18 protein-coding genes and 4 pseudogenes are annotated in these 24,805 nt (G+C 53.4%); 11 read left to right on the top strand and 11 right to left on the bottom strand.

The annotated features are described in order from the left end of the window. Positions 1 to 138: 138 nt before the first annotated feature. Together ACVKSX_RS13805 and istB are read right to left on the bottom strand one after the other, a co-directional pair. Positions 139 to 219 (bottom strand): annotated as a pseudogene (locus ACVKSX_RS13805) (integrase core domain-containing protein); the annotation flags it as partial. A gap of 372 nt (positions 220 to 591) precedes the next feature. Next, positions 592 to 1,437: pseudogene (gene istB / locus ACVKSX_RS13800) on the bottom strand (IS21-like element helper ATPase IstB). Between the two features lie 223 nt (positions 1,438 to 1,660). On the opposite strand from istB, the gene ACVKSX_RS13795 reads away from it, so the two are divergent. The 6 genes and pseudogenes from ACVKSX_RS13795 to ACVKSX_RS13770 all read left to right on the top strand — a co-directional run bounded on the left by ACVKSX_RS13795 (position 1,661) and on the right by ACVKSX_RS13770 (position 6,218). Beyond that, on the top strand, positions 1,661 to 2,173 hold the full coding sequence (locus ACVKSX_RS13795; protein WP_163762591.1) for a hypothetical protein: 513 nt from the start codon (positions 1,661 to 1,663) through the stop codon (positions 2,171 to 2,173). A 773-nt stretch (positions 2,174 to 2,946) separates the two neighbouring features. After that, positions 2,947 to 3,852, top strand: a complete 906-nt coding sequence (locus tag ACVKSX_RS13790) for an autotransporter outer membrane beta-barrel domain-containing protein (RefSeq protein ID WP_163762590.1) — start codon at positions 2,947 to 2,949, stop codon at positions 3,850 to 3,852. Between the two features lie 87 nt (positions 3,853 to 3,939). Next, positions 3,940 to 4,578 (top strand): autotransporter outer membrane beta-barrel domain-containing protein, encoded by a 639-nt coding sequence (locus tag ACVKSX_RS13785; protein ID WP_242459355.1) that lies wholly within the window; start codon positions 3,940 to 3,942, stop codon positions 4,576 to 4,578. Positions 4,579 to 4,712: 134 nt separating this feature from the next. Continuing rightward, positions 4,713 to 4,892: a hypothetical protein gene (locus ACVKSX_RS13780; RefSeq protein WP_163762589.1), complete on the top strand. Its 180-nt coding sequence runs from the start codon at positions 4,713 to 4,715 to the stop codon at positions 4,890 to 4,892. Beyond that, a pseudogene (locus tag ACVKSX_RS13775) lies at positions 4,819 to 4,968 on the top strand (replication initiation protein); the annotation flags it as partial. The gene ACVKSX_RS13780 and the pseudogene ACVKSX_RS13775, both read left to right, overlap by 74 nt. Positions 4,969 to 5,043: 75 nt before the next feature. Then, positions 5,044 to 6,218: pseudogene (locus tag ACVKSX_RS13770) on the top strand (IS3 family transposase). A 463-nt stretch (positions 6,219 to 6,681) separates the two neighbouring features. Here ACVKSX_RS13770 and ACVKSX_RS13765 read toward each other — a convergent pair. The 3 genes from ACVKSX_RS13765 to ACVKSX_RS13755 all read right to left on the bottom strand — a co-directional run bounded on the left by ACVKSX_RS13765 (position 6,682) and on the right by ACVKSX_RS13755 (position 12,662). Further along, positions 6,682 to 11,754: an RHS repeat domain-containing protein gene (locus ACVKSX_RS13765; protein WP_354469015.1), complete on the bottom strand. Its 5,073-nt coding sequence runs from the start codon at positions 11,752 to 11,754 to the stop codon at positions 6,682 to 6,684. Between the two features lie 77 nt (positions 11,755 to 11,831). After that, positions 11,832 to 12,332: a hypothetical protein gene (locus ACVKSX_RS13760; RefSeq protein ID WP_163762731.1), complete on the bottom strand. Its 501-nt coding sequence runs from the start codon at positions 12,330 to 12,332 to the stop codon at positions 11,832 to 11,834. Positions 12,333 to 12,446: 114 nt separating this feature from the next. Then, the gene (locus tag ACVKSX_RS13755) at positions 12,447 to 12,662 is read right to left on the bottom strand and encodes a hypothetical protein (protein ID WP_163762732.1); all 216 of its coding nucleotides are present in this window, start codon (positions 12,660 to 12,662) and stop codon (positions 12,447 to 12,449) included. Positions 12,663 to 14,513: 1,851 nt separating this feature from the next. On the opposite strand from ACVKSX_RS13755, the gene ACVKSX_RS13750 reads away from it, so the two are divergent. Further along, complete coding sequence (locus ACVKSX_RS13750; protein WP_132500319.1) at positions 14,514 to 15,722, top strand: AAA family ATPase; 1,209 nt, start codon at positions 14,514 to 14,516, stop codon at positions 15,720 to 15,722. Between the two features lie 8 nt (positions 15,723 to 15,730). Further along, the gene (locus ACVKSX_RS13745) at positions 15,731 to 16,690 is read left to right on the top strand and encodes a ParB/RepB/Spo0J family partition protein (RefSeq protein WP_174819616.1); all 960 of its coding nucleotides are present in this window, start codon (positions 15,731 to 15,733) and stop codon (positions 16,688 to 16,690) included. Between the two features lie 222 nt (positions 16,691 to 16,912). Here the strand turns inward: ACVKSX_RS13745 and ACVKSX_RS13740 are convergent, their stop codons facing one another. Next, complete coding sequence (locus ACVKSX_RS13740) at positions 16,913 to 17,056, bottom strand: hypothetical protein (protein WP_163762733.1); 144 nt, start codon at positions 17,054 to 17,056, stop codon at positions 16,913 to 16,915. Between the two features lie 335 nt (positions 17,057 to 17,391). Here ACVKSX_RS13740 and ACVKSX_RS13735 point away from each other — a divergent pair, with 335 nt between their 5' ends. Then, a complete protein-coding gene (locus ACVKSX_RS13735; RefSeq protein ID WP_242459393.1) occupies positions 17,392 to 17,484 on the top strand; it encodes an Hha/YmoA family nucleoid-associated regulatory protein in 93 nt (30 codons plus the stop codon). A gap of 1,325 nt (positions 17,485 to 18,809) precedes the next feature. Here the strand turns inward: ACVKSX_RS13735 and ACVKSX_RS13730 are convergent. From ACVKSX_RS13730 to ACVKSX_RS13720, 3 genes are all read right to left on the bottom strand, one after another. Continuing rightward, complete coding sequence (locus ACVKSX_RS13730; protein ID WP_163762734.1) at positions 18,810 to 19,028, bottom strand: hypothetical protein; 219 nt, start codon at positions 19,026 to 19,028, stop codon at positions 18,810 to 18,812. A gap of 428 nt (positions 19,029 to 19,456) precedes the next feature. Further along, on the bottom strand, positions 19,457 to 19,684 hold the full coding sequence (locus ACVKSX_RS13725) for a con-10 family general stress protein (RefSeq protein ID WP_163762735.1): 228 nt from the start codon (positions 19,682 to 19,684) through the stop codon (positions 19,457 to 19,459). Positions 19,685 to 20,039: 355 nt separating this feature from the next. Continuing rightward, positions 20,040 to 20,990, bottom strand: coding sequence for an enoyl-CoA hydratase/isomerase family protein (locus ACVKSX_RS13720; protein ID WP_163762736.1), 951 nt, complete (start codon positions 20,988 to 20,990; stop codon positions 20,040 to 20,042). A 399-nt stretch (positions 20,991 to 21,389) separates the two neighbouring features. Between ACVKSX_RS13720 and ACVKSX_RS13715 the strand changes: the two genes are divergently transcribed. Both ACVKSX_RS13715 and ACVKSX_RS13710 read left to right on the top strand, forming a co-directional pair. Next, on the top strand, positions 21,390 to 21,542 hold the full coding sequence (locus ACVKSX_RS13715) for a hypothetical protein (protein WP_159227346.1): 153 nt from the start codon (positions 21,390 to 21,392) through the stop codon (positions 21,540 to 21,542). 774 nt (positions 21,543 to 22,316) lie between these two features. Then, entirely contained in the window at positions 22,317 to 22,850 is a 534-nt protein-coding gene (locus tag ACVKSX_RS13710) for a hypothetical protein (protein ID WP_159227347.1), read from the top strand. A gap of 439 nt (positions 22,851 to 23,289) precedes the next feature. Here ACVKSX_RS13710 and ACVKSX_RS13705 read toward each other — a convergent pair whose 3' ends face one another. Together ACVKSX_RS13705 and ACVKSX_RS13700 are read right to left on the bottom strand one after the other, a co-directional pair. Continuing rightward, positions 23,290 to 23,853 carry a hypothetical protein gene (locus ACVKSX_RS13705; protein ID WP_159227348.1) on the bottom strand — a complete coding sequence of 188 codons (564 nt, stop codon included), beginning with the start codon at positions 23,851 to 23,853 and terminating at the stop codon, positions 23,290 to 23,292. Positions 23,854 to 24,220: 367 nt separating this feature from the next. Next, positions 24,221 to 24,751: a hypothetical protein gene (locus tag ACVKSX_RS13700; protein ID WP_163762737.1), complete on the bottom strand. Its 531-nt coding sequence runs from the start codon at positions 24,749 to 24,751 to the stop codon at positions 24,221 to 24,223. Positions 24,752 to 24,805: the final 54 nt, after the last annotated feature.

Raw genomic sequence — 24,805 nt, 5'->3', positions numbered from 1 at the left:
TAAAACCTGAGCAATCAATGAACGCAAAATACGAAGAGCTTCAATATTATTTGTCAACTGTAACTGACCTACCCCCAGTCTTCGATACAACGATCATTGAGTCATTTCGGTTTTATCACCTTCTGATTTTCTGTTTCTTCAGCCCGCTGAAAATTCAGATGGTGTCTGGTAATTCAACGAGGAATGTCGACGGCACTCGTTATAATCCAGCCGCCAATTGATTTTGCCGCCGTCGACGGTCATGAGGGTCGATGGGGTTCCTGCCAGTGCCGCGAAGGAGCTGGTGACCAGCAAACCTGCAACAGATGCCACTGTTAATTTATTCGATGTATTTCTCCTGAGTTTCCTTTTTGATGCATATCTTCTGCGAACTTCATGATGTACCACCTTCTTATTTAACTGCTGTATGCAATAAAGCGGAATCTTTATCTTAAATATGATTACTTATAGTTTTTTACTCCGTCTTGGTCGCAAAAAAAAAGATGTGAAGGGTAAAGTTCTGGTGGGAGGCGATTGCGAAGGAATGAAATGCCAATCAATCACGCCGCATCGATCGGTGAAATAGATCGGAATGGCACATGCGTATTACCATTAAGGAGATCTATGAGTAACATTGATGGAGATCGGTTCTATCTTGACGCTCCCGTGAACCAGTCGATCCAGGATGGCATCGGCATGTGTTGAGTCCCTGATCATCTTGTACCAACTTTCCACCGGAAACTGGCTTACGACGATGATTGAGACTCGCTGGTACATGAGATCCACTATTTCCAGTAGATCGCTGCATTGTTCTGACGACAGAGGCTCCAGTCCCCAGTCATCCAGAAGCAGCAGATCGCTGTGATTCAGTTTTGTCGGCAGTTTGCTGTATCGTCAGTCTGCATGTCCCTGGTAGCACAGATCCATCAGTGCTTTAAGACGGTATTAGTAGGCCTTGTATCCCTGTCGGCAGGCATTATGACCGAGCGCACAGGCCAGGTACGTTTTGCCGCTGCCCGTTGCGCCAGTCAGCAGCAGGTTTTGTTTAAGAGTCAGCCAGTTTCCCTGACCGAGCGAACGGATGAGGGCCTTATCCGGGCCCCTGCTGCTGCGATAGTCCAGTTTTGTTAACTTGGCGCTGAGTCTGAACTTCGCCTGTTTCACCAGACGCTCTGACTTTCGGTTTTCGCGACAGGTCAGTTCTTCTGATGCCAGTAACGACAGACGCTCTTCGAACCCCAGTTCCTGGTATTCACTTGGTTGAGCGATCTGGTTTTTGAGCGCATCGCGGAAGCCGGTGAGTTTCAGTTCACCGCCCCGTTGGGGCTCTAAGGGACCGGCCAGCCGGTCTTTATGGTGTCTCCCTCTATTGCGGTGTTCACTGCGGGGCTTCTTTCTCCGTGGCAGACACTTGAACGGGGCACTGACCTCACAAGGATAAAGGTTAAAGCCCGCCATTTCCCCCGTTCGCAGTCGCTTGTTCCTCACTCCTTTGCGCTGCGGCCTCGAAGTCGCCCCTGTTCGTTCTCCCGCTGTCGCCAGAGCCAGTAGCAGGCCTGCTACCAGCCGGCCTCAGCCTTAGTCACGGACGGAAACGGCGCTCATTTACGCACACATCCGGAAAGCACCGCTGGCCAGCGTGATAAACAACCGGGTCGCTGACCCGGTGTGCCGGGACCTGATGGCGCAGTACGCGCACTACATCGTGGAGAATGGCGTTCAGATACATACGCCGGTGACCGGCATATCGCGCGTCTGCGCCCTGCGCCCCCTCATCGGGGCTGCACTGCTGCACCACATCGACGGCGACTTCGCCAGCCTGAACCAGGAGGACAATTTTTATGCACGCTACATGGGCGACTTTGTGCTGCTCACGCGGACGCGGTGGCAGCTGCGTCGGGGCATTGTCCGGCTGGCGGACTATTTCGACGCCGGAGGCTTTGAGCGCCACCCGGACAAAACGCAGACCGGACGGAATGGAACGGCTTCGGCTGGCTGGGTATCGGGTTCGGGCCGAGGGGCCGCCATCGCGCCCCGGGCACTGAACAACCATCGCGAACGGCGCGCGCGGCTTTATGAGCAGGCCCGGCGCAAGGGCATGACCGCTAAAGCGGCCTCTGAGCGGGTGCGGGCGTACGATGCGCGGTGGACAACGTGGGCGGAAGGAATGCTGGCAGCGTGCCAGGGTGACTGACGCCCGGACTAATAATAGTGACTGACTGGGAATCAATATGGACCTGCCACATTATAACGTAGCGTATACCACGTATTATGAACTTTCGATGGCTCTCGACGCGATGGACCTTCCCGAGGGGACAACGGTGACGGACGCCATGGGACTGTACCTTGATTACACCCCCCCAATACAGAACCCAATGGTTGGCCTCGTATGACTACTCCCCTACTCCTATAACCCGGAGAATCTAACAGACGTCTAGGACCCGGCAAAACACATAAACATCATGGTCGTACAAGGCAACGGTATAAACACCGCGCCCGTCGATGGCAAAGGATACAACGTCACCATCGGCTTATCAGGGAAGTGGACGTTCAATAAAAGCTATAACCACGAAGAACATGCGTCGAACGTGACCGGCTTATGGGATTATGGCTTGGTAATGCTGGGTGATTACGCCGCATCCGTGGAGACGACCCTCTCAAACATTGCCACTGCAAAAATCGGCGCCACCTTACTCGACGGGGCGTACATGAACGTTCTGACACTGGCTCCCGGCGACGGCACAGGGGTGGCAGGTCGGACTGTACGTCGACGAGGGCGCCACCATCGACAGGCTCAACAACACCGGGGACCTGTCGGGCGGGGTCGCGGAGGGGATAAACCACGGCACCATTGGCACGCTGCGTAACATCGGCACGATAACCAACGGCTTCGTCAACTACGGCACCATCACCGGTAACGCGGCCCTGGGAGATAATACGCAGTACATCGCCGCCGGCGATGGCTCCGTGGTGGACGGCGTCCTTTCCTGGAACGGGGTGAAGGACGGCAAGGCCGGACACGGCGCCTCGCTGGCCATCGGCGACGCGGACAACGTCGGCGACCTCACCACCGCCTCCGTGGCGTCCGCGTATGTGGATAACCTCAGCATCGCACAGGGCTCCCGCCTCGTCTGGCGGAAGGACGCCGACTGGCACGTGCTCACTACCGGCGCCGACGCCATCAGCAACGCCGGCACCCTGACCCTGAGCGACGTGAATAACGCCGCCGCCACCCTGACGGGGAACCTTGTTAACAGCGGCAGCCTGGTCCTTAATCCCACCGCCCACACCGCCGGCAACACCCTGACCGTCGACGGTAACTACACCGGCGTCGCCGGGAGCGTTGTCTCCCTGGACGGCATTCAGGTGGTGAAGGTGGGCGGCCGCGTGGTCGCCGGGGCCTACGACTATACGCTGCAGAAGGGCAATGCCACAGAAACTGACGATAAGGACTGGTACCTGACCAGCTACCTGACGCCGGTTGACCCGGTAGACCCTGTGAATCCGGTTAATCCGGTCCGCATGGTGCGCCCGGAAACCGGGGCCTACGCGGCCAACCTGCAGGCGTCGCGCTCGCTCTTTAACCTTTCCCTGCACGACCGCGGCGGCGAAACCCGCTACGCCGACCCCGTCACCGGGGAAACCGGCACCACCATCCTGTGGATGCGCAACGAAGGCGGACGCAACACGGCCCGCCTCGCCGGCGGCCAGAATAAAACCAGCGCGAACCGCTACGTGCTTCAGCTCGGCGGGGACGTGGCCGCCCGGGAGTCGGACGCGGCCGGCCGCCTGTCGCTGGGCGTCATGGGCGGCTACGCGAACCAGCACAGCACCACCCGCAACGGCCTGGGCGCCTCGGCGGAGACCGGCTAAAACTGGCGGCTTATCAGCTGGCTGAGCCGGAGCGGTACGGACAACAGCTTCTGGCTGCAGCCGCACGCCCAGGTCATCTGGAGCGGCGTGAAGGCGGACGACCACACCGAGGCCAACGGCACCCGCGTGCAGGGAACCTGCAGCGACGGCGTGCAGACGAAGCTGGGCCTGCGGGCGTACATGAACGGAAAGGGCGCGCAGGACAAGTGCACGGCGCGGGAGTTTGAGCCGTTCGTGGAGGCGAACTGGCTGCACATCACGGAGAACGACGGCATGCGGATGAACGGCACGGAGTCACACGTGACGGGCACGCGCAACGCGGGCGAGCTGAAGGCCGGGGCTGACGGAGGCGCTGAGCGTAAACCTGTCGGTGGCGCAGCAGATGGGCGGAAAGGGCTACAGCGACACGGAAGGCATGCTGGGCATGAAGGTCAGCTTCTGACGGAGGCGGCCTCGACGGGGCGCTGCGGCACCCTTTTTACGGGAGACATAATCATGAGGCATGAAAACCGGCAGCGGCTGATGGGGTTCTGTCGCATTAAGACGGCGTCAAGTAACATGCTGTTTTTTTTACAATGTTACCTGACGCCGTCTCTCATCCGAAAAGCCTTCTTTCGGCTGCATTACCCCACTGATATTATCGCTCGGTGTGTTCTTACCCGTAAGAAGGGGTTATGCACACGGTCCACAGGACTAATTTTTATAGAATTTTTTAGTATTTTATGAATTTTAGGCTTTTTAGCGCGCTGCCAGACCATGGTGTGCGTGGCCTGGCCCGGATCCTTAATGGGGTCCTGCACAACTCCGTATGGGGGGCGCAGCTTTCCGTGGGATCGGAAGCATCTACAGATGGGAAATGCATGAACAAGCTGTGGGAAAGACATCAAGTTAAAAATTTGTTTATTCACATGTTAATAAGTGCGGTATCGGGAGTTGCAATTTTCTCTACTAATCAGAATATGGGTAATTATTTTTTACCCGCAAGGGCTTTGGATGAGCACTATCTCGCTGAAAAGTTTTTAAAAAAAGGTAAGCATTAAGCAATCCAATGAGCTTACGGAAGCAGCATATTACCTCCCTCTTCAGGCAAAGCGCGTACTGTGGCTGTGCCTTATGCTGTAGTGGCATAGTGAATCTGGCCACCTGAATAGAGGCGGCATCATCGCTTAATAGTCAAAAACAGGTGGCATTATGACCCGACGTAACAGACGCAATTATAGGCCCGAGTTTAGCCCCGAAGCCGCACAGCCTGTACTTGATTAGCAATAAACCGCTGCCGCCACTGCTACGGCAATGAATATCGGTAAATCCACTAAGGATAAGTGGGTCCGGCAGTTGAAAGAAGAGCTCGGGGAAAAATAACCTATCGCATCACCCATTACACCTGAGCAGATTGAAATACGTAAGTTGAAGAAAATAATTTAACGCTTTGAAATATAAGTATATATATTAAAAAAGCTACCACGATTTTGATGTCAGACTCCCTGAACAGTTCTCATTAGTTGATAAACCAAGAGCGTGGTCTCCCATTGCCGTTCTGTACAATGTGTATGGGGTTCATCGCAGCAGCTATAAATACTGGCGGCAGCCAAAGAAGCCTGATGTCACACGCGTGACATTATTCAGTTTTATTCGTGGAAGCTTTTGCGAAATTAACGGCTCCGCAGGTGCACGTAATATTGCCGCGATGGTCACCACTGAAGGCGTAAAACTGAGCCGCTGGCAGGCAACAATTTTAATGAAAGAACTTAATCTCATCAGCTTTTAGCAGCCTGGTCATCAATATAAGAAGGCGTCTAAGGAATACGTTGTGATCCCCCAATTATCTGGAGCGATAGTCGGCACTAACAGAGCCGAATCAGGTCTGGTGCGGCGATGTTACTTATATGTGGATGCGTAAACGCTGGGCTTATTTAGCAGCGGTGATTGACCTGTTTTCCCGTAAACCGGCTGGTTGGGCGATGTCATTTTTCCCGGATTCTGCACTGACAGGTAAAGCGCTGCCCATGGTCTGGGAAGCAAGAGGTATACCCGCTAATTTGCTGTATCACTCGGATCAAGGCAGCCACTATACCAGCAGGAATTTCAGACACTTACTGTGAAGATATCAGATAAAGCAAAGCCTGAGTCGCAGGGGTAATTGCTGGGATAACAGTCCAATGGAACGGTTATTCAGAAGCCTGAAAACAGAGCAGATACAGGATAATGGATACGCTAATTTTAGCAAAGCCAGCATAGCGATAATAAATTACATCACTGGATATTACAGCCAGCTCAGACCTCATCAATATAACGGTCGTTTAACGCCAAATGAATCAGAATGCTGGTTCCTGAAGAACTCTAAAACCGTGGCCGGTTTTTGTTAACAACTTCAATATTGAAAATTTTTTCAAACCATACGGAACTTTGTTTCAGATTTACCCGACTACTGTTACTGACGCTGCTGGCGTTCGCCTGCAATTCGTCTGGGCTGAAAGCTGATAATGCTTCCAGGCAGTATAAAGCGCGGCCATGTATACCGGTGCTTACATATAAAGTTAAATGCATGCGAGGGAGTAATGTGCATTCCGCAAATAACAGTATAAATGGTGCTTGCGAACTGACCTTGCAACGCATCGGGTCAGCAGAATGATTGTGATCAGTAAACCGTGGGGCATCAGGGCTGGCTAAGGATCTGTTATCAGAAACAGCTCAAATTTAGCATGCATAAAGCGCTCTCCCTGAAATCAGATTAAATTTTTCAGGAAGAGCGCGCTGATTGCAGGCTCTTTTTCTTGATTAATGTGCCAGACAGCCGTTAATTACAGTCAGGTTGTATGTTGTCCAAAATTACTGCTGACTTCGTGGACTCTCCTTGATTACAGTAATACGGGTTCTGTATAGGTTGTCCTGCCTTACTGCCCAACGTTCATATTCCTTCTTCAGGGACGCCGCACGCATACTGGCTTCATGTGCCTGATCAGCATAGGCGTCGCTTTTATTATAATCCCGCTTATATCTGGACGATTCCTTCATAGCCCACCGTTGCTCATACTTCGCGGCTGAAATTTTGCTTTGTATCTCTATACCCTGATGGAGCTCCTGATCATTGTATGCGTAAATCTGCGGGGTATCTCTGTTGGCCGCACGATAATCCCAGACTGTTGATCGCGGTGTCCTTTTTGTCATCGGGTTACGCGGAACCATTGTTGTTGTGTCCGATGTCAGACGTCGCGTCGACGATGCAACAGCTGATACGTTTTCGTACAATGGCGAGCTGTCAGAGAGCCTTCCTCCCGGATTACGGATGGTTGTTTCAGCGACATTAGCTGCTCCCTGTCTGGACGTGTAGGAAAATTCAAAAGTCGCAAGGTCGGTTGCAGATGCACTTTTTGTGATGCCTCTACCCAGCGTACTGATGCCTCCGGCAACAAACCCTCCGGCCACACCCACGACCAGTGAGGTGATATTAAGTGCACTGCTGACAGTGGAATCCTTGTTTTTTGCCAGTTCAGCCCCTCCTGCCAGACCTGCCGCAATTACCTCCGTGGCCAGACCCGCAGCGATAGCGGCGGCACCTCCACCTGTAGCAATTGTCAGGGCCGCACCAACAGCAAGGCCTATACCAATTCCGGCCCAGCCGAGCCAGGACGGAATGTTCCCTGATGGGTCGTGTATATTGACGGGGTCGCCGAGGGCGTAGGCGTAGCGGTTGAGGCCGCCCTGACCCAGCGGGCTCTCGCTGTCCGGGCTGTGGAAGCGCATCAGCACCGGATTGTACACGCGGTATCCGTTGCCCAGCAGGTACCAGCCCGGTCCGCGCTCGCGCACCTCGCCGTTGAACCCCAGCGCGGTCTCAGGCCCGCCCTCCCCGCGGGTGCCGTACGCCCCGTAGGCGGCGTGCCGCACGCATGCGGCCTCCTGCTCGCCGGTAACGCTGCCCGCAGCATCGGTGATGAACAGGCGGCGGCGCGTGGTCAGGCCCGCCTCGCGGTGCTCCTCGCCCACCGGCTCCCGGCCGTGAAGGTAGTGCACCGACGCGTCGCCGCGGCGGCTTACCGCCAGGCGCCAGCCGTCCCACTCGCGGCGCTCCTCGTCCGCGTCGCCGCGGGTCAGGACGCCGGCCAGGTGTCCGCTGGCGTCGTAGCGGAAGCGCATCAGCTCACCGTGCCCGTCGGTGACGGTGAGCAGCCGGCCCTGTGCGTCGTAGGCCAGCGTACGGCCGCACTCGTCCCGGGTCATGTTGCCGTCCGCGTCGTAGGTGAACGTCATCTTTCCGCCGGCCGCCGGCAGCGCCCACAGCGGGTGGCTGTGCGTCAGGCTCACCAGGCGGTCGGGGTCTGCCGCATCATAGCCGAAGCGCGCGTCGTTGACCTGCTCCTCCGCGCCCGTCAGGAAGGTGGTGCGGCACAGCCGGACGTTGTCCAGCGCGTCGTAGCTTATCAGCTGCTTCACCATGGGCTGGCCGTAGGGCGTGCGCGGCAGCCGGCCGCTGTCGGTCGCCGCGCACACCCAGAGCTGCAGCCGGCCGCGGTCGTCGTAGCTGAACGACTCGGTGAGCACCGGCGCGCCGTTTTCGCGCCGCTCGCGCGTGGCCAGGCGGCCGTCGTCGTGGTAGGTCAGGCTGAAGGTGACCTCGCCCTGCGCGGTGTCCACGGTCCGGGACGCTTCGCGGCCCTGGTCGTCCCACGTGTGGCGCACCGTTACGGTCCCGTCGCCGGCGCGGCGGACGCTCTGCGCCAGGCTGCCCGCGGCGTCCCAGGTGTAGTGTTCGCTGATGCCGCCGGCGGTGATGCTGACCGGACGGCCATGCTGCCAGGTGTGCACCTCCTCCGGGCCATTACCGGCGCGGCGCGTCAGCAGGTTGCCCTCGCGCGAGTAGCGCATCCCGGTTACGGTCTGCGCGTCGCCGTCCTGGCGGACGACGCGGCAGAGGTTGCCGCGCCCGTCGCGCTCGTAGCCGCGCTGCGTCACCACCCCGCCGCGGGTGGCGGTGCCGGTCATCAGGCCGGTTTCTTTATGGTAGGTGAAGTCCGCCCCGCCGCCGCCGCTTTCGGTGACGCCCGCCGGCGCGTCGGTAAGCGCCGGCAGGTAGCTGTAGGTCAGCGCCCGCCCGGAGGGGCGCGTCAGGGTTTTCACGCGCGATGAGGCCCCTTCATAGGTCAGCGTCCCGGTGAGGGAGCCCGCGGTGACGGTGACCGGGCGCTCAAGCCCGTCGAAGGTCTGGCGGGCCAGGCACAGGGTGCCGGTCCGGGCGTTCTCCTCAAGGGTCAGCGACGCCACCAGAGGCGAGGTGCTGTGCGGCGCGTAGCCGGTCACCACCCGGGACTCATCCGGCAGCGTGGTTACGGTGGGGCGGCCCAGCGCGTCGTAGGCGTTGCGCGTCTCTTTGCCGCGCTCGCTGACGGTCAGCGTCACCTGACCGTGGCCGTCGTAGCGCCAGGCGCGGCCGGGCCGCGGCGCGGAGCCATCCGCGCTCAGCGGCGTGACGGATACCGGGTTGCCCTCCTCGTCGGTGACCGTGCGCACGCGTCCGCGCTTCAGGCTGCCGTCCGCGCTCTCCGTCCAGGCCTCCTGTGTCAGGGTGACGGGGCAGGCCGCGGTCACGCTCACCGTACCGTCCGGCGCGGTCAGCCGGTGCCGTGCGCCCCACGCGTCGTAGCTGATGCGGGTCGTCAGGACCACGTCCCGGTCCCCCTCCCAGTCCGTGAGGGTGGTTGCGGTCTCGCGGCCCAGCGCGTCCCGGCTGACCGACGCCACGTCGCGCCAGCGCCGGCCCGGCGCGTCGGCGTCCTGCCGCTCATCGCGCACGACGCGGCCGAGGCCGTCATACCAGGTGCGCGAGGCGGCCCCGTCTCCGGCGCGCCGGCGTTCGGTCCAGGTCAGGCCCCGCTCCGCGTCCACACCGTAGGCGTAGCGGCGGGTGGCCGCGCAGGGGCCGCCGGGGTCGACCGTTTCCTCCGTCAGGCGGCCCAGCGCGTCGTAGGCGTACGTTACCGCCACCTCACCGTCCGGCCAGGTGCGCGCCGGCTCGCCGTGGGAGAGAAGGTTGTCGGTGATGCTGACCGCTACCGCGTCCGGCTCCGGCTCCGGCCGCTGCGCCGTGCGGCTGAAGCGGCGGGTGGTGGTCCGGAGGGCCGGCAGCGAGCCCTGCGTCACGCGCTCATAGCTGTACGCGGTGACGAAGCCGGTGCCCGCCGGCTGACCGGCTGCGGTCTCGGTGACCTCCAGCGGCAGGCCGTGGCGGGTGAGGTCGCCGGGGTCGTTTACCCAGTGGCGCAGGGTGGTTTTGAGCAGCGTGCGGTCGCGCGCGCCGCGCGCGTCCGCCGGGCCCAGGGCGGAGAGGGTGACCGACGACTCGGCCAGCCAGTCGCTGTCGCCGCCGCCGGCCGGGGGCAGCTTCACGTAGGTGAAGCGGGTTTCCAGCGCGGGGGCGGCGTCGCGCGCCGGCAGTGCGGGGTCACGCTCCTCCGCGGGCAGCAGGCGGCGCACGGCCAGGGCGCGGGTGAAGCCCTGCGGGTCGGCGGGGCACAGCAGGGTGCCGTTTTCGCCGACGGTGTCGCGGTCGCCCGGGTACCACTCCTGCTCGGTCACCGTGCCGCTGGCGTCGCGGCGGCGGGTGAGGTTGCCGTTCTCGTCGTAGCGTGTCTCCTGCGTGGTCTGCCGTATCCGGCCCGCGTCGCCGGCCAGGTACCACTGCTGCGTGACGCACTTCGGCATCTGGTAGAAGTGCGGCTGCTGTGCGAAGGAGAGCTGCTCGTCCGCGTGATATGCGGTGAGGGTGCGGGACACCGTGACGACGGGCACGCCGCCGGCCGGGGTCAGGGTGCGGGTGACCGTTTCACCGGTCTGCAGGTGGAAGCGGTTGTAGGTGCGCGCCACCCCGACGCGGGTGTCGCCGGCCGTGCGCGTTTCGGTGACGGCGTACTCGTAGGGACCGGTGGCGCGGTAGAGGTTGTCCAGGCCGTCGTCGCTCCAGCTGACGCCGTCGGCACCGAGGCCGAGGAAGTTGCCGTGGGGGTAGGCGTATTCGGTGAGTATTCCGGGCTGGCCGCCGCCGGGGTTCACGAGGTGGCGGGTGACGCGCGGCAGGTTTTTACGTCCGCCGCCGGGGAAGGGGTGGCCGTCGTCGCCGCAGATTATGGTCTCGGTGGCGCCGGTGGGGCTCTCCACGGCGGTGATGCAGCGGACGCCGCGCAGCGTTTCGTAGGTAAAGCGCCACTGGCCGGCGCCTTCGGGCATGACCACGGCGTCGAGCTGCCGGGCGCCGCCGGAGCCGGAGAGTTGGAGGGTCCAGGCGGACGGGCCGGCGGCGGGCAGGATGCCGTGGCGCTGGCCGCCGGGGTGGAGGGTCAGGGTCATCACGTCGCCTGAGCCACCGGCGGTCATAAGCACGCGCCCCTCCCCGTCGGTGACGCGCTGCAGGAACGGTGCACCGCTGAACTGGCCCCACTCAAGGGAGACGGCGCGGCCCTCCTGAGAGGTGACGCGCACGGGCAGGAATACGCCGCTGCCGGAGACGTCGCGCAGGTGCTCGGTGACGCCGCTGCGGTGGACGATGCGCCAGCCGGGGATACCCTCATGCGACTCGCGCATGAAGCGGAAGGTTCTGAGGCGTCGCTCGGGTATGGCGGGTTCGTCGCCGGAGCCGGAGACGCGGAAGCTCTCGCCGGTGTGCAGGGAGAGGCGGCTGCCGCTGAAGCGGGAGAGGGCGAGAGCCCATCCGGAGCCGAAGCCGGAGTCGGCGGAGTTGAGGGGGCTGTAGCTGATGGCGAGGGGGAGGTCGGGGCCGCTGAGGGCGCCGGCGCAGAGGGGCGGGAGGGTCAGGGTTGCGGTATAGAGTCCGGTGCGCGGGTCGGTGCCGGAGGAGAGGAAGCTGGCGAAGCTGAAGGCGCCGGAGTGCAGGTCGGTGGAAGCAATCATGGTGTAACCTCGGACGGGTGGCGCGCGGGACGCCGGCGCACCACAGGGTTGAATAAAGGAAGGTTAAAAAAGAGTGTTTATGGAAGGTCTGAGCGCTTTATCACAACGCAGGAAAGCTTGCCCGTCAGTGAGTCATCATTGCGACGATAGGCGTCAATCAGCCTTATGCCAGGCACAATAACGTCCCCATTGTTTTTTTCGAAAAACTGGCTTATGAGCAACTGTTTGACATTCGTTGGCTGTTTGATGGTTTTAAATTCAACCCAGTAATTCTGGTTGCTCTTTTTATTACAATCATCTGTGTCGGTCAGTAAAACGGTCGTAGCCGATGGCACGTCGTTTAGCTCTATCATGGATTTATCGTCATTCTCACAACCGAAACCTGCCCCTTCATCTTTAAAGTTGTAGGTTCCCGTTTTGAAAGGAATGGTACAGCTGTCCGTCCCGTCTTTTTGCATAAATAATATGGTGCCATCCTTTATCTCAGCAGCGATGGCTTCATATATCATTGCGTTGAAGCAAAAAGCGGCAAAGAAAACAACATACGATGTTCTGAGTCTTTTAATGAATGAAAGCATAATCCAGCTCCGGAGCTTTTTATGAAAATGCCAATATAGGGATGTTCATCGTCCGGTAGCTGTCATTTTTTAGTCAGTGAGCATTCAAAATAAATTGCAGGCAGTATGTGTTTCTTACCAGAGGGTAAAAAGAGTCATAAAGAAAGACGTTACGAAGCCTGTAAGTGCAGCGCTGTAAAAACCTGACACAGTAATGAGAAATGCTGAAATCACAGGGTTTGCAGCGAAGGCAGGACATACGGGTGCATGCTGGCTGATGAGGTTATAAGAACGCTGCTCTGTGACAATTTTTGCCCCTGATCCAAAAAGCGGAGCCGGAAATAACATCATTACACCGTTAATCCTGAAGCATGCTATCTGAATCTGATACGTATTCAGAATGACTTAAATTGTTTTTTTATACTGACTTGCTAAAAAATAATGGGAATTTCAGGTTGAAATATCCTTTAATAATCCTTGAAAATCATGGTATTGCGTCAATTTTTGTGCGGGAAAAATGAATGTGTTTCCTGCCAAAAATTGTCTGCTTATAAGGTGTCAGCTTCAGCCACTTTTCAGAAATGCTAGTCTGGCAGGCAGTTTACCTGTGTTGCAGATAGCAACTCACCGTACCGTTATGATGCCAGCAAGGCCTGAGATCCGCGAACATAACCAGAAAACATGTCCGGATAGGGCTTCAATCTCAATGAGCAATAGTCTCATTATTACTAATATTTGACCGATGACATCATGGGTCTGGCCTTTCTGGCAGACTTACAATCGTATAGTTGCAGATTCGCACCGGCATTCAATAAAAGTGTTGAGTAAGTTAAGTCAGGGAAGGCATCACCACAGGCTGCCGCAGCATTAAATGTATCGGTATCAGCCACCCTCGATATCCCAGAGCTGCGCCACAAACTGTCTTTAGGCTTCGCAACAATTCAGCTTTGAATGTGCTGTAGGTTATCAGTGTAACTGCAATTAATCACAGGTGTAATGCAAGCAGATACTCCCTCCCGGTATGGGTAAAGTGCCGCAATATTATAATTTCATCATCATGGTTTGCATTATATAAGCACATACTGTTCCTCTGAGCTTACCTTATGTGCGTACATCGCTCGCAGGGCTGTAAAAACACAATAATCAAGGATAGAAGACGCTTTAATTCATTAAGTTTATGAAAAGATAGAAGATATAGCTTCTAATGCCAACAGAGATTAGTGGCGCGTTGAGTGATTTTCATCCGGAGATGGCCTGCAACCGAGCAGGCGCTTCTGCGTGAATTCTGCGGCTGGCTCAGGCCTGATACCCGCCAGAATTTACGTAGCGTTGTCAGGGCAAGTGCCGGCGCATGTCACACCGGAACCCTGATATATGGCGAACCTTACATAAACGTCCTCTCAGAGGTGAATCTCTGTTTTTTAGCAGAGCACATATGATGATAACGGGTACAGGTAACGGGTGAATTTCTGGTCCCTGAGATTACAAAATAACAAGCGGGCATGCCGCTAAGACACTGTGCGGTTCAACTTGTGTCTGGGATAATTGAGGAGCATACGGAAACAGGATTTGTTGATGAGCGGGCGCATTATCTGACGGTCCTGACACTCAGTTTTTTTTAACAACCATGGATGCAGTTTATTATACAAGCTGCATAAATGATATAAGCCCGGCCAGCCTGATTTCTCAGCTTTCTGCCTGCCTGCTTATGACGTACCTTAATTTTGGTGTGCCGGACGCATAGGACTCAGGGCGCGTTAAAACTGATTGCCGCGGAGGTCATTCAGATAACTGTGGGCCTCGCAGAAGATCAGTCTGACCGTAAAGAACGCCGTCAGACACGTAAAATGGCCAGAAATTACCGCGCAAGCCACCTGATATTTGCTGAGGGGTGTTCAGTAAGCATTGCTGCTTGCTGTCCAGAAACCGGTTATTTAAATTACACCTTTGCAGCTTATCGTTTTGCAAATTACCACAGAAATGACTGATGCATGCCCTGATAACAATCCTTAGCCGCTATAGTCCGTGGCTATCACCTGATCTGATTTAAGGCCTTTTCAGCCAGAGTATAAACTGAAAAATACTCAGCATCGTCTATGTTGTTGACTCTCTTAACTTGTACAAGTTTTTTGTATAAAAACAAAAAAAATTGCACGAGCATATTTAAGGTGTACACTTTCCAAAACTTGTTGGGAGAGATGGATGAAAAGTAACTATGGCGGAGTCGATGAGACTGCACGCAGAGCCAACGCCATGCTGCGCAGCATGAGCGATGATATTATTGACAAACGTCATGAGTTCGGACTCGATCGATATTATCAGACCTATACACGTAACTCTGTGGCAAATCTACCCCGCCTCAGCCGCAGAGCGGTTGAACAGGCAATCGAAGAAATGGAATTGAAAGGTCATGAATTTGGCAAAAAGGATGCCGGTAATTCCAGGCATTATGCGCTGACTGTACAGGACATAATAGATATATATGCGCATCGCAAAGTCCCCAAATACCGTCAGTTGCACGAGGGCGAAGGTCCTTTTGTAATCTTCGTGGTCAATCTCAAAGGAGGGGTATCCAAAACTGTAAGTACGGTTACCCTGGCACATGGTCTTCGTGTTCATCCTGATCTACTGCAGTATGATTTGCGTAACCTTGTTATCGATCTCGATCCCCAAGCCTCCAGTACCATGTTTCTGAATCATACTAACAGCATAGGTTCAATCATGGAGACTGCAGCGCAGGCGATGCTAAACAATCTCGAAGCTAAACAGCTTCATGAAGATATCATTCAGCCAACGATTATTCCGGGCGTAGATATTATTCCGGCCTCTATTGATGATGGCTTTGTAGCAAGCCAGTGGAACGATTTAGTTCGCGAGCATCTGCCTGGAATGCTGCCCTCAGAGGTGCTTCGCCGCAATATCATTGATCGAGTGGGCAGTGACTACGACTTTATTTTTATAGATACAGGTCCCCACCTTGATGCTTTTATGCTTAATGCTATAGCAGCAAGCGATCTGCTGCTGACACCTACTCCGCCTGCACAGGTTGATTTTCACTCTACTCTGAAATATCTCACGCGTTTACCGGAGATGCTGGAACAGCTTGAAGAAGAAGGAATTAACCCCCGAATTAAAGGGAATATCGGGTTTATGTCCAAAATGACCTCAAAACGCGATCATGAAATGACTCATGGTCTTGCAAGGGATGTGTTTACGTCATACATACTTGATGCAGTTTTGCCACGTCTGGATGGTTTTGAACGTTGCGGTGAGACCTTTGATACCATCGTCAGCGCAGATCCTCAGTCTTACCCCGGCAGCACTGAAGCACTGAAAAATGCTAAACGCGAGGCTGAGCGTTTTACGCAGGCGGTTTTCAAAAGAATTGAATTTGTGAGGGGAGTGCGGTGAGTAAAGTAATGAAAAAGATGGGACGTACACTTGGCAACTCCAACTTTTCAAAAATGTTGAGTGAGTCAGAAGGTGCAAGGATATTTGTGCTGCACTCAGGCGCTGAAGCAAGATTCGTTCTGACTAAAATCCTACATGCTGACATAGAAGAAAAAACATATGTCGATCCAACGGTTAATGGCAGAGATCAGTCACTACTTACGCCTGACGCAGTAAGCGATATCGCACGTACTATTAAACTGCAGCAGTTTTTTCCTGCCATCGGACGAGAAATCGGAGGGCGTATTGAGGTACTGGATGGCTCACGCCGTCGCGCTGCATGCCTATACAATGGTATGCCCTTTGAGATTTTAGTTACAAGAGACAATCTTGAGCTGGCTGATGCCCGTCAGCTGGCTATCGATATACAGACAGCAAGGGAGCACACCCTTCGCGAACTGGGAAAACGCCTTGAGGTTATGTACCCCGGAGACATGACTCAGTCAGATATTGCCCGTGCTGAGGGCCTTTCAACAGCCAAAATTACACGTGCGTTTCAGGCAGCGGCAGTGCCTGATGAGATGATCAGTCTTTTTCCGGCTCTCAGCGAACTTGCGATCCGTGATTACCAGTTATTGCTTGAGATTAATGAGAAAATCACGGCGCAGGGCGGTTCTTTAAATGATGTTGTCTCTGCCGTAAAGAAACGTATTGAGAAAAGCGAAATACTGCACGAGGGATCAGTCGTTGATAAAGCCAGGATTATGGGATTTTTTCGGGCTGAATGTAACAGTCTTAAAGTGCGAGAAATAACAAAAAAAATATCAACTGAAAGATTGTGTGATTTTACGGATAAAAAACAGTTTGCACGTAAAAAGACTGATCCTGATAAGCGTCTGGTTACCTATGAATTTTCACGATTACCCGCGCCTCTTCAGGCAGAGCTTGATGCTGCAATCAGGGAGGTTATGCGAAAAGCTGCTAATTAGCTGATCCTTTTTATGCGACATTAAATGTCCTGCTAGTTTTCCAGCTCAGGAAAAGGCTTTCTCCCTGAGCTGGAACGATAGTGCGCCAGCCTGTAGTCTATTGAAACTCTGTATCCTGTCAAATATCTCCTGTTTTTGCAGTGCCCGCCCTTCATTATTTTATGATTAATGACACTTTTAACCCAACAGCAAAGTCACTTAACATGCTATTTTTAAAGCTATTTATTTGATAATTTCATGTTGAAATTCCCAAGGGCAATCTGTTTTTGCTAAATTCTGAGGGGGATGATGATATTGTTGCGGAAAGCTCATGCTTTTTACCGGGAGGCACCCGGCACCGCCTTTTTTCTCTGTCTGCTCTGACATTTGATATCCTGTTTCCCGCCTGCCAGAAAATCATTCGCCCTGATTAAGAAAGCCATTACGGCTGCGTTCAGAAAGTAAAATTTCGACTCTCGTACGCTGAGCCGGCACCTTTCAGCTATATATGCAAACCTCATTACCTGCGGGGTTACTGGTGATTTATTGAGAATCTTTATATTACTTTATCTGTAATCGCCTTTTGGCCCTTTATCACGGATGAGAGCTTTAGGATCCGACAACAATGGCTGCTGAAATTTCGTCGCGGCACCACTCCGGAAATGCCTGAAAAGATTTATGAGCACCTGTGATACACCGGTGATCCTGCCCACAAGTTTGCGATGACGGAGCTTTATGATCACCGTAAAGCAGAGCTGGTAACGGGTAAGCTGTATGATCGCGTACCGGAATACGTATGGCCGTTTGTAAAGTAAGCCTGTGCAGTTCAGAATATGCAGGTGCAGGTCCGAATCTTGACCATGTCACGCATCTGCACACGGACCCCTTAAGGAACGTGCAGTCTGAGCATCACACTCCGCCTTTATTCAGGCTACTCCTTTATTTCCAGGTGAATAACCGTGAGCAGCTCACCCCAGTCTCCTGTCGTAAAATAGCGCTCTGCAGACTGTATGAGAGGATCGCGCTCTTCGATCATGTCCGCAAGCTCGCGGAGCTTGTCTGCCAGGCTGGGAAGGGAGACGGATATGTACGACGGCGGAAGGCATCTGGCCATATTATTTCTGCCTGTGAAATGCATAGTCTGTTCTCACAAAATGCAGGAGTAAAGCAGTTTCCCCGGGCCTGTGACTGAAAAGTTATTTCTGCATGAAATTTATTTTACTATAGGTTCACTCGGTTCTGCAGGTGACATCGCCGGTATGTTCATGCTGGTCAGCCTGCGTCATCATAAGCAGGTGCGTTTCTCCGGGTCATCTGCTTTCAGTCTGCTCTGTTACGGCATTTATTCACTCTGTACCGCGGGCTGGCGCGACCGGCCTCTGCTATCGCCATGCCCATAAATTTGTCGGCGGACTGTCCGGCTGACATCTGTTTCTGCTCATGGCTTAAGACTGCGGTGCTTTATCCTGCCCGGCTCACAGTTAGGGATAAGGAGCAGTACATTGCACCTGCCAGGGAGTCTCAGAGTGGAATTTTCTCTTAGCGCAGACGGCGCGCTACATTCCACCGGTGAACAGTCATTTCCGATGCTGCGCTGAATGGCCGGACAGCATTCCGGCAACGCAGAGAAATATATCGGCCCTGATCTTACACCCGGAGGAGTACAGTACTGCCTGAATCCGGATGCAGGCTGACAGGCCCGGGGCCGCCGGCAGAGATGATGGAACGCAGAAGCAGGTCTTCCGGTGCTAGTCCGGAACAACATCACTGACGGCATGTTATCCACAGAAACGGGGGATAAGTATTGTATAAAACAGGGACAGGACAGATGGCTGGCAGACACGTTCAGCCGTATGCAGGCCCTGAGAGCCTGCTGCAGGCAGCACTTCGCGTGAGGAGCATCGGGATGCCGGAACTTTTCCTCAAGGCCTATACAGCCCCGTGAGAGGCGGTCCTTTCATGACTTACCTGAAATGAAAAAAAGTTCAGCCGCGGTTAAATCCGGCACTTTTTTTTCAGCTTCAGATGAAAGCTTTAATGTTCATAGCGAGGGTTATAAGCTAAGGAAATTTGCTGCAAGCAGTCAGTCTGTCAATTCTGCTGGTCCTCTGCAGCGGTTACAACTATTGTGACGGTTCCGTCAGGCTGGCGGAAGCTGTGGGTACTCAGAGACATATTTAGCCCTGCTGCAACGTGTACCCGCAAGTCCGTCGAGCTCTCTGTCATAAGAGGCACGCTCTGCTGCACTGAGGAAACCCTGCTGGTTAATAAACTGCGCTGTATCACTGCGCACTTTTCCGGCACGACGCCACAATACGGCAGCCTGCGCCTGCGTCAGTCTGCGGGATTTACGTGCCATACTGACATCAGCCTGCAGTATGTTAACCCTTACGGATATATGCGCCTCAGGCGGGGCTGTAATACTACCACCCGTTTCGCCTTTAACACTGCGCTGTACCTGCACGTCGCACGATGGGCAGGCCTTATCATGCGTTGCGTCAGCCTCTGACTGAACTTAAGCCAGCATAACGAGTCCCATAATGAAATAGTTCATGTATCTGTACAGGCTCCTGCACTGGTTTATGTCCTGTGGGTGCAGATGTATTAATCCGGCATACCCACTATCAGAGTACCCCGTCAGATTTTACCGGAAAGACAGTTTCAGTTAATCCCTCAAGGGGTTACAGTAAATGAAACAGACTGGTCATTGTTCACTTCTGCTGTATTTACGCGCTTTTCACTCAATACGTTAAAATATGCAGGGTGCACTGAAGCATTCTGACAGCCTCACATTCCGGTTACGAACGCTGTCATAACCGGGTGAGAATAATACGATGACACACTGTCTGTTTTTCCTCTCCTGCTGACTTTCCCGCCTTTACGGCCCGCTGCGGCCGCACGCTCATGATCGTTCCTGAAATTGCCACCGCTTACCTGACCGCCTTTTCTGCCAGCATTCACAGCGCGTTCAGGATTTGCCGCAAAATTGCCGGCACCACCTCTGTGCTTTGTCATTACGCCTCCGGTCTGAGTTAAATGAAGCCTGATAAAGCATAGCCGTGCCTGGCCTCCGCCATGAGAAATCAGGCATACATAGCGTCCGGTTTGCTGTACTGCTCACGCTTTGCCGTTTTTAACGTGAAAACAGGTGAAACGCATGGCAACTGATGCCTCTGACTTCACAGCTGAATCAGGTCTGTCAGCGCGAAGCACTTTGAGTGAGTCCCGCAGCACCTGTGCTTTAGCCCGCTTCACAACTTTTCTTTAAAATCCTGAGAAAAACGGCTCCTGAGAAGCAGGATTAATGTGTTGCGTTCAGGGAAGGCGAAGTTAACCCATTTTTTATCGAGACAGGGAAGGGTAGCCGCGCTTACCCACATTGAAGCAGGCAGGAATTAAAAAATCGCGTGTCGGCATAAGGCCGTCTGGTGAGTCGATGGTGAACCGTGAGTGAAGACCGTGAGCATGAAATAACGTTTACTGTCAGGAGGGTATCGGTGCTGAGATTGCCAAGGTGATAACCCATGCGTGCCTCGAAGTCTGAACCCACTTCGTCGCGCTTTTGCGCTATCCGGGCTCCCCGCTCAGGGACTGTTGGCCATGAGAATGCGTTAAGGAAGACGCCCTGTGTCTCCATCAGGTCATCAGCAGACGGCAGAATTGTGTGGTTGATTAGCCGCTTAGCCTCGGCAAGCGCAGGCCTGTCGAACGAAGTGATGCGCCGGGCGAGGTTGTCGACATAGGCGTCGAGCTGGTCATCCTGGAGTGCGCGGTTCACCCACCTATAGCTGGCTGCAGTTGTAGCGTCAAAATCATCACTTCCGAGAACGATTTCGAGAGCCCGGGCACGTCCGACAAGCAGTGGCAGGCGCTCAGTTCCGCCGCCGCCCGGTAACACACCTGCCCCGACTTCGAACTGGGCAAAGATCGCTCGCTTAAGGCTGGTAAAGCGCATGTCACATGCGAGAGCAATTTCAGAACCGCCACCGCGTGTCCGTTCCCGAATTAACGCAATGGTCATTACCGGGGAGGCGGACAATCGAGTGGTGGTATCGATGAATGTGGGTAGTCCTGTCGGCCCGGGCGTCAGTGGAAAATCGGCGAGTCGGCTGACATCGTAGTGGTTGACGAAGAAGTCCGGATCAGCACTATCAAACACAACTACACGCAACGTCTCTTCGGACTCGATGAGACTGACGATGTGCTGCAACTCGATAAGAGTTTCTGGATCGCAAAAGTTCAGTGCCGGATTATTGAAGGTAATACGCCAGTAACCAGGTACCGCCTCGTTAACAGTAAACTGGAACAGTGGAGCGCTCATACGGAAGATTCCTGTGTGCGGAAACATTCAGTACCAGAGGTATTGAGTGCGCAGACCATCCGGTCGAAAAAATTCTGGATGACGAACATCATCTTCAATGAGGATGGCGGACATCATTCTCATTGTTAATAATGTGCTTTGATTGGGACTATCTATTAAATAGCCATCGTAAGCTGGCAACTAATCAGATGCTCTTTCCAGTCTTATAAGACAGTAATCTCCATTTTCGCTCATAGCGGACTTTCAACCCGATAAGCATGTCCGCTTTGTGCCAGAAGCGGACTGTCATGTTAAAAGAGAGCGTCCGGGCCAATGTGCCCAAAATCTAAAGGAAGGATAAATCACTACTGGGAAGAATGAGTTCGCTGAAGGAAAGCCATCTGCAATGAGATTGGCGGCATGATACTCGAGGTTCTAGTTCAGGAACGTGAATTTGCCGTTCAGTCGCTAATTGATATGCTGCATGAAACAAAGCATGACGGGCACAGCTACGACAAAGAGCGCGATAAAGGCATGGAGCGGGCGATCAAGATACTTCAGAAGTTTGCGTGAGAACTGCCGGGCGGCCAGTTCGCCGCCGGAGCATTATGTTAAGTACATTCCGGAATTGCCCGATTTGCGGAGCGATAGAGTAACTTTTCCCGAGGGCTGGGGCAGTCCTTCAGACCGTGGTGTTTGGGAGCTAACGATATTTGCCAACCTTTCTATACAGTGGCACTCCGCATCACGTTTTTTGCTCTGGGGCGGCGGTAGGCGGCGTGACAAGAATATCACTGGCAAATTGAATGCCAGAAATCAGCCAGATTGGATAAAAGACGATCAACCATCTATAGCTTTCACATAATTCGAGCGATTTCGGGTAACAAGTTTATACCTGTTAATTTAACCCCTGTTTTTTTAGACAGGCCACCATGCGGCTTTAAACGCGATTTAAAGGGTTGTAATTTTTAGGCTGGCAATGCATCAAAAGTTAGGGAAACCCCCCGGAGAATCGATCTGGAGGTCTTATGGCTCGTAAATTAAACGTATTGGGCACAATTTAGATGTACCGATAAGTGGAACATGGTAGAATCGTGATTCTGGTGATCATAGATTCCAGAAACGAAAAAGCAGCTATCAGGCAAAAAGGTTTCTCAGGCCCGCCCGATAGCTGCTCATACTCCAGTTCAAAGACTGAAGCGGCTTAACCAGATTGCAAAGATGTGGCTAAGCCGTGGCGGAAGACTACGGCTAAATGACGTGGATTTCCAGAAGATTTTGCATTTATGCAAATTTTGCTTACATCTTTGATCTGGGTTAGTCCGTACCTTATTGGAGTAACTTGTTATGACAGATAAAGATTTTAATCAGCGCAAAGTAACTGACGACTACGCACCCGAACAAGCCCGCATTAAGTTAGCTTCTTTCTTTAATGGCCATCCATCGGCTTTGGAAGCTGTTCAATGTCTAAACCGCACTCAAGCGTGTGTACTTGCTGCTCTTTTAGACAGTAAATCCATTACGACATCGGGCTATACCATTCCTGCCGATTACGGTGTAAAGCGAGCTTCTGCGGTAATCCACGCATTAGAGAAGGAATATTCCTTTCCTATCTCAAGTCGCCGTGTAGAGACAGAGTCAGATGTAGGTAACCGGACGAAACAGTCTCTCTTTTTCATTACCCCAGAGGATCAAGAAAGGCTGAAAGCTGAGCCGGAAGTGGTCTTCCAGGAACGTCATGATAGTGCTTGTCGTAAGAAGGAAAGCCAAGCACAGAAAGAGATTAGACGTTTAGTGAGGGAGTATGGTGAGGATGGTGTTCAGGAACTCCTGAAAAGAGCGGCTAACGACGATGCCGGCCCAGACACTAACGCCAGTTAATATAGTGTTTAAATCAAAGGCCGGGATAATCCTCCCGGCCTTTCTGTGTAGTATCTTTGATTACCTGCTTACCCACTTGATCCTCAGATAGCCTTCTTCCTACTCTAACAACTATGCAGTTGTATTTTGTGGTTGCACTTCTAATAGAACACTATTAATATTACTTGCAAGAAATACTGTTAATCGCAGTACTTCTTCGGATGGTTACAGGGATTTCGGCAACGAGATCGCATCCCACTTCCTGGCAACAGGTTCGTCCATGACGGTAAAGTGTCCTGACCCGCCGAAAGGCGGCTGAGACCCCCCGTAAAACGGGGGTCGCCACTTTAAAAGCCTGCGAAATTCTTCCCTGTATCAAATCTTATCCGCATCCAGGACATCAAAACCAGTTTTTAAATTTTCTTAATTTCCTGATTTTTTGCGTCCATTTTTCGCTTAGCTACTTCTTCTGGTTGTTCGCTTCTTTCGGTCCTCGTGTGTTTCGAGGAATTCGCGAAGTATCCAACGCCACCTTAAACAAACTGACAGGTTTATTTGGGATCGGCACTGCTGGTGCTCCTGGCCCTGTTCGAGCGAAGAACGCCGAAAGGATGTGCATTCGTAGCAAGCGCTTCTCTTTATAGAAGGCAACGCAAACTTTGTACGGCTCCATCTGCCCTGTCGCGCTGTTCATCATATGCAGGGTGAAATACTTCTCAGCAGCTGTGTGATACAGAGGAACGTCAGGCAAATTCGCTAGAATGCTACGGATCTGCTTTGATGCCTCGTAACGTTCCATGCAGATGGTTAACTGCTCGCGGCCATCTTCATACATCAGAGGGATGTTGTGAAACGTGCCGTCTTTCGCGAAGCAGTGAAGACCATAAGTCACTACAAATTTGTAGTCCTGCTTCTGTCCTTTGTACGTGATCTCGTGCGCATCGAGATGTGAAAGCGAATAAGTTTCGCCGTCATGCTCGAAGGGTTCCCAATTTTGAATTGAGTCGATATGAAACTTTGCCACTATGCATTACCCGTTATCTATTCCATGAGAGCGCTACCCATCATCGAACGGTAACGATTGAGCAGATGTTACTTCGTTACGCACAAACTCCGCAATATTATTTTTCTTTCAAAACAGCGAGTTAATTACTATATAATTGCTATTTTTGCCGAAAAAACCTGTGCAAATATAGACTTCCGTTTTTCTTCCATTTAGGTACTTTTTTCTCACTTCTACTGCGAAGCTGATGAAATTGAGCATTACCACATGTTTGAAATCGTTGATTTAATGTTATCAATGGCAGGGTGTGAAGGATTGATGTTGTTGATGCTTATAAACAAGTTCCAAATGGAAAAAGCCCTCTTTAGAGGGCTTCGCCGGACTTGAGTTATTCCTCCTCTTCCTCGTAAGGGAAATCGTCATCAGCAGGCGCTATGTACACCTGCTCGACAAAACTCACGGGGTGTTCTGGAAGGGTATCAACAGCGCTGTCGTTACCATTTAATGGGCCAGCAGTTACGGAAACACCGTTCCAACCGTCAGAACCAATACCAAAAATTACTGTACCTTGATTCGGAAGCTCCATATGCAAGTCTACACCGATTGGGTCGTCACCTTCTTCATAGTGCTCGCCATATGCCGGTACTAAATCAGAGGAAGAAATTTCGACTTCTTCTCCTTCAAATATCATAGTATCTGGCACCGTATAGACCATCCCACCTGCTTTAATCTCTGGCATCGTAAACCTCTTTATGCTGTGATCTAAAAGCCCTTTTTTGAACTGGGCAACCCAATTGGATAGTAGTTTTATGACTTTAACTGCTATGGAAGCACTCATTCTAAGGCGTATTGAGTTCAGGGCAAGAGTGGAATTTATCGGGAATGCTCCAGGATCGGGTTGTTGTGTTTGATGTGGCATAAAATCCCTATCGCCATGAGTTTGACGTCCGCTTCTCGCTCATAGCGGACATTG

It is taken from the genome of Pantoea sp. PvP021, from assembly GCF_054056055.1.
Note: the sequence above shows the minus strand (reverse complement) of the source record. Positions and strands in the feature narration are given on the sequence as shown.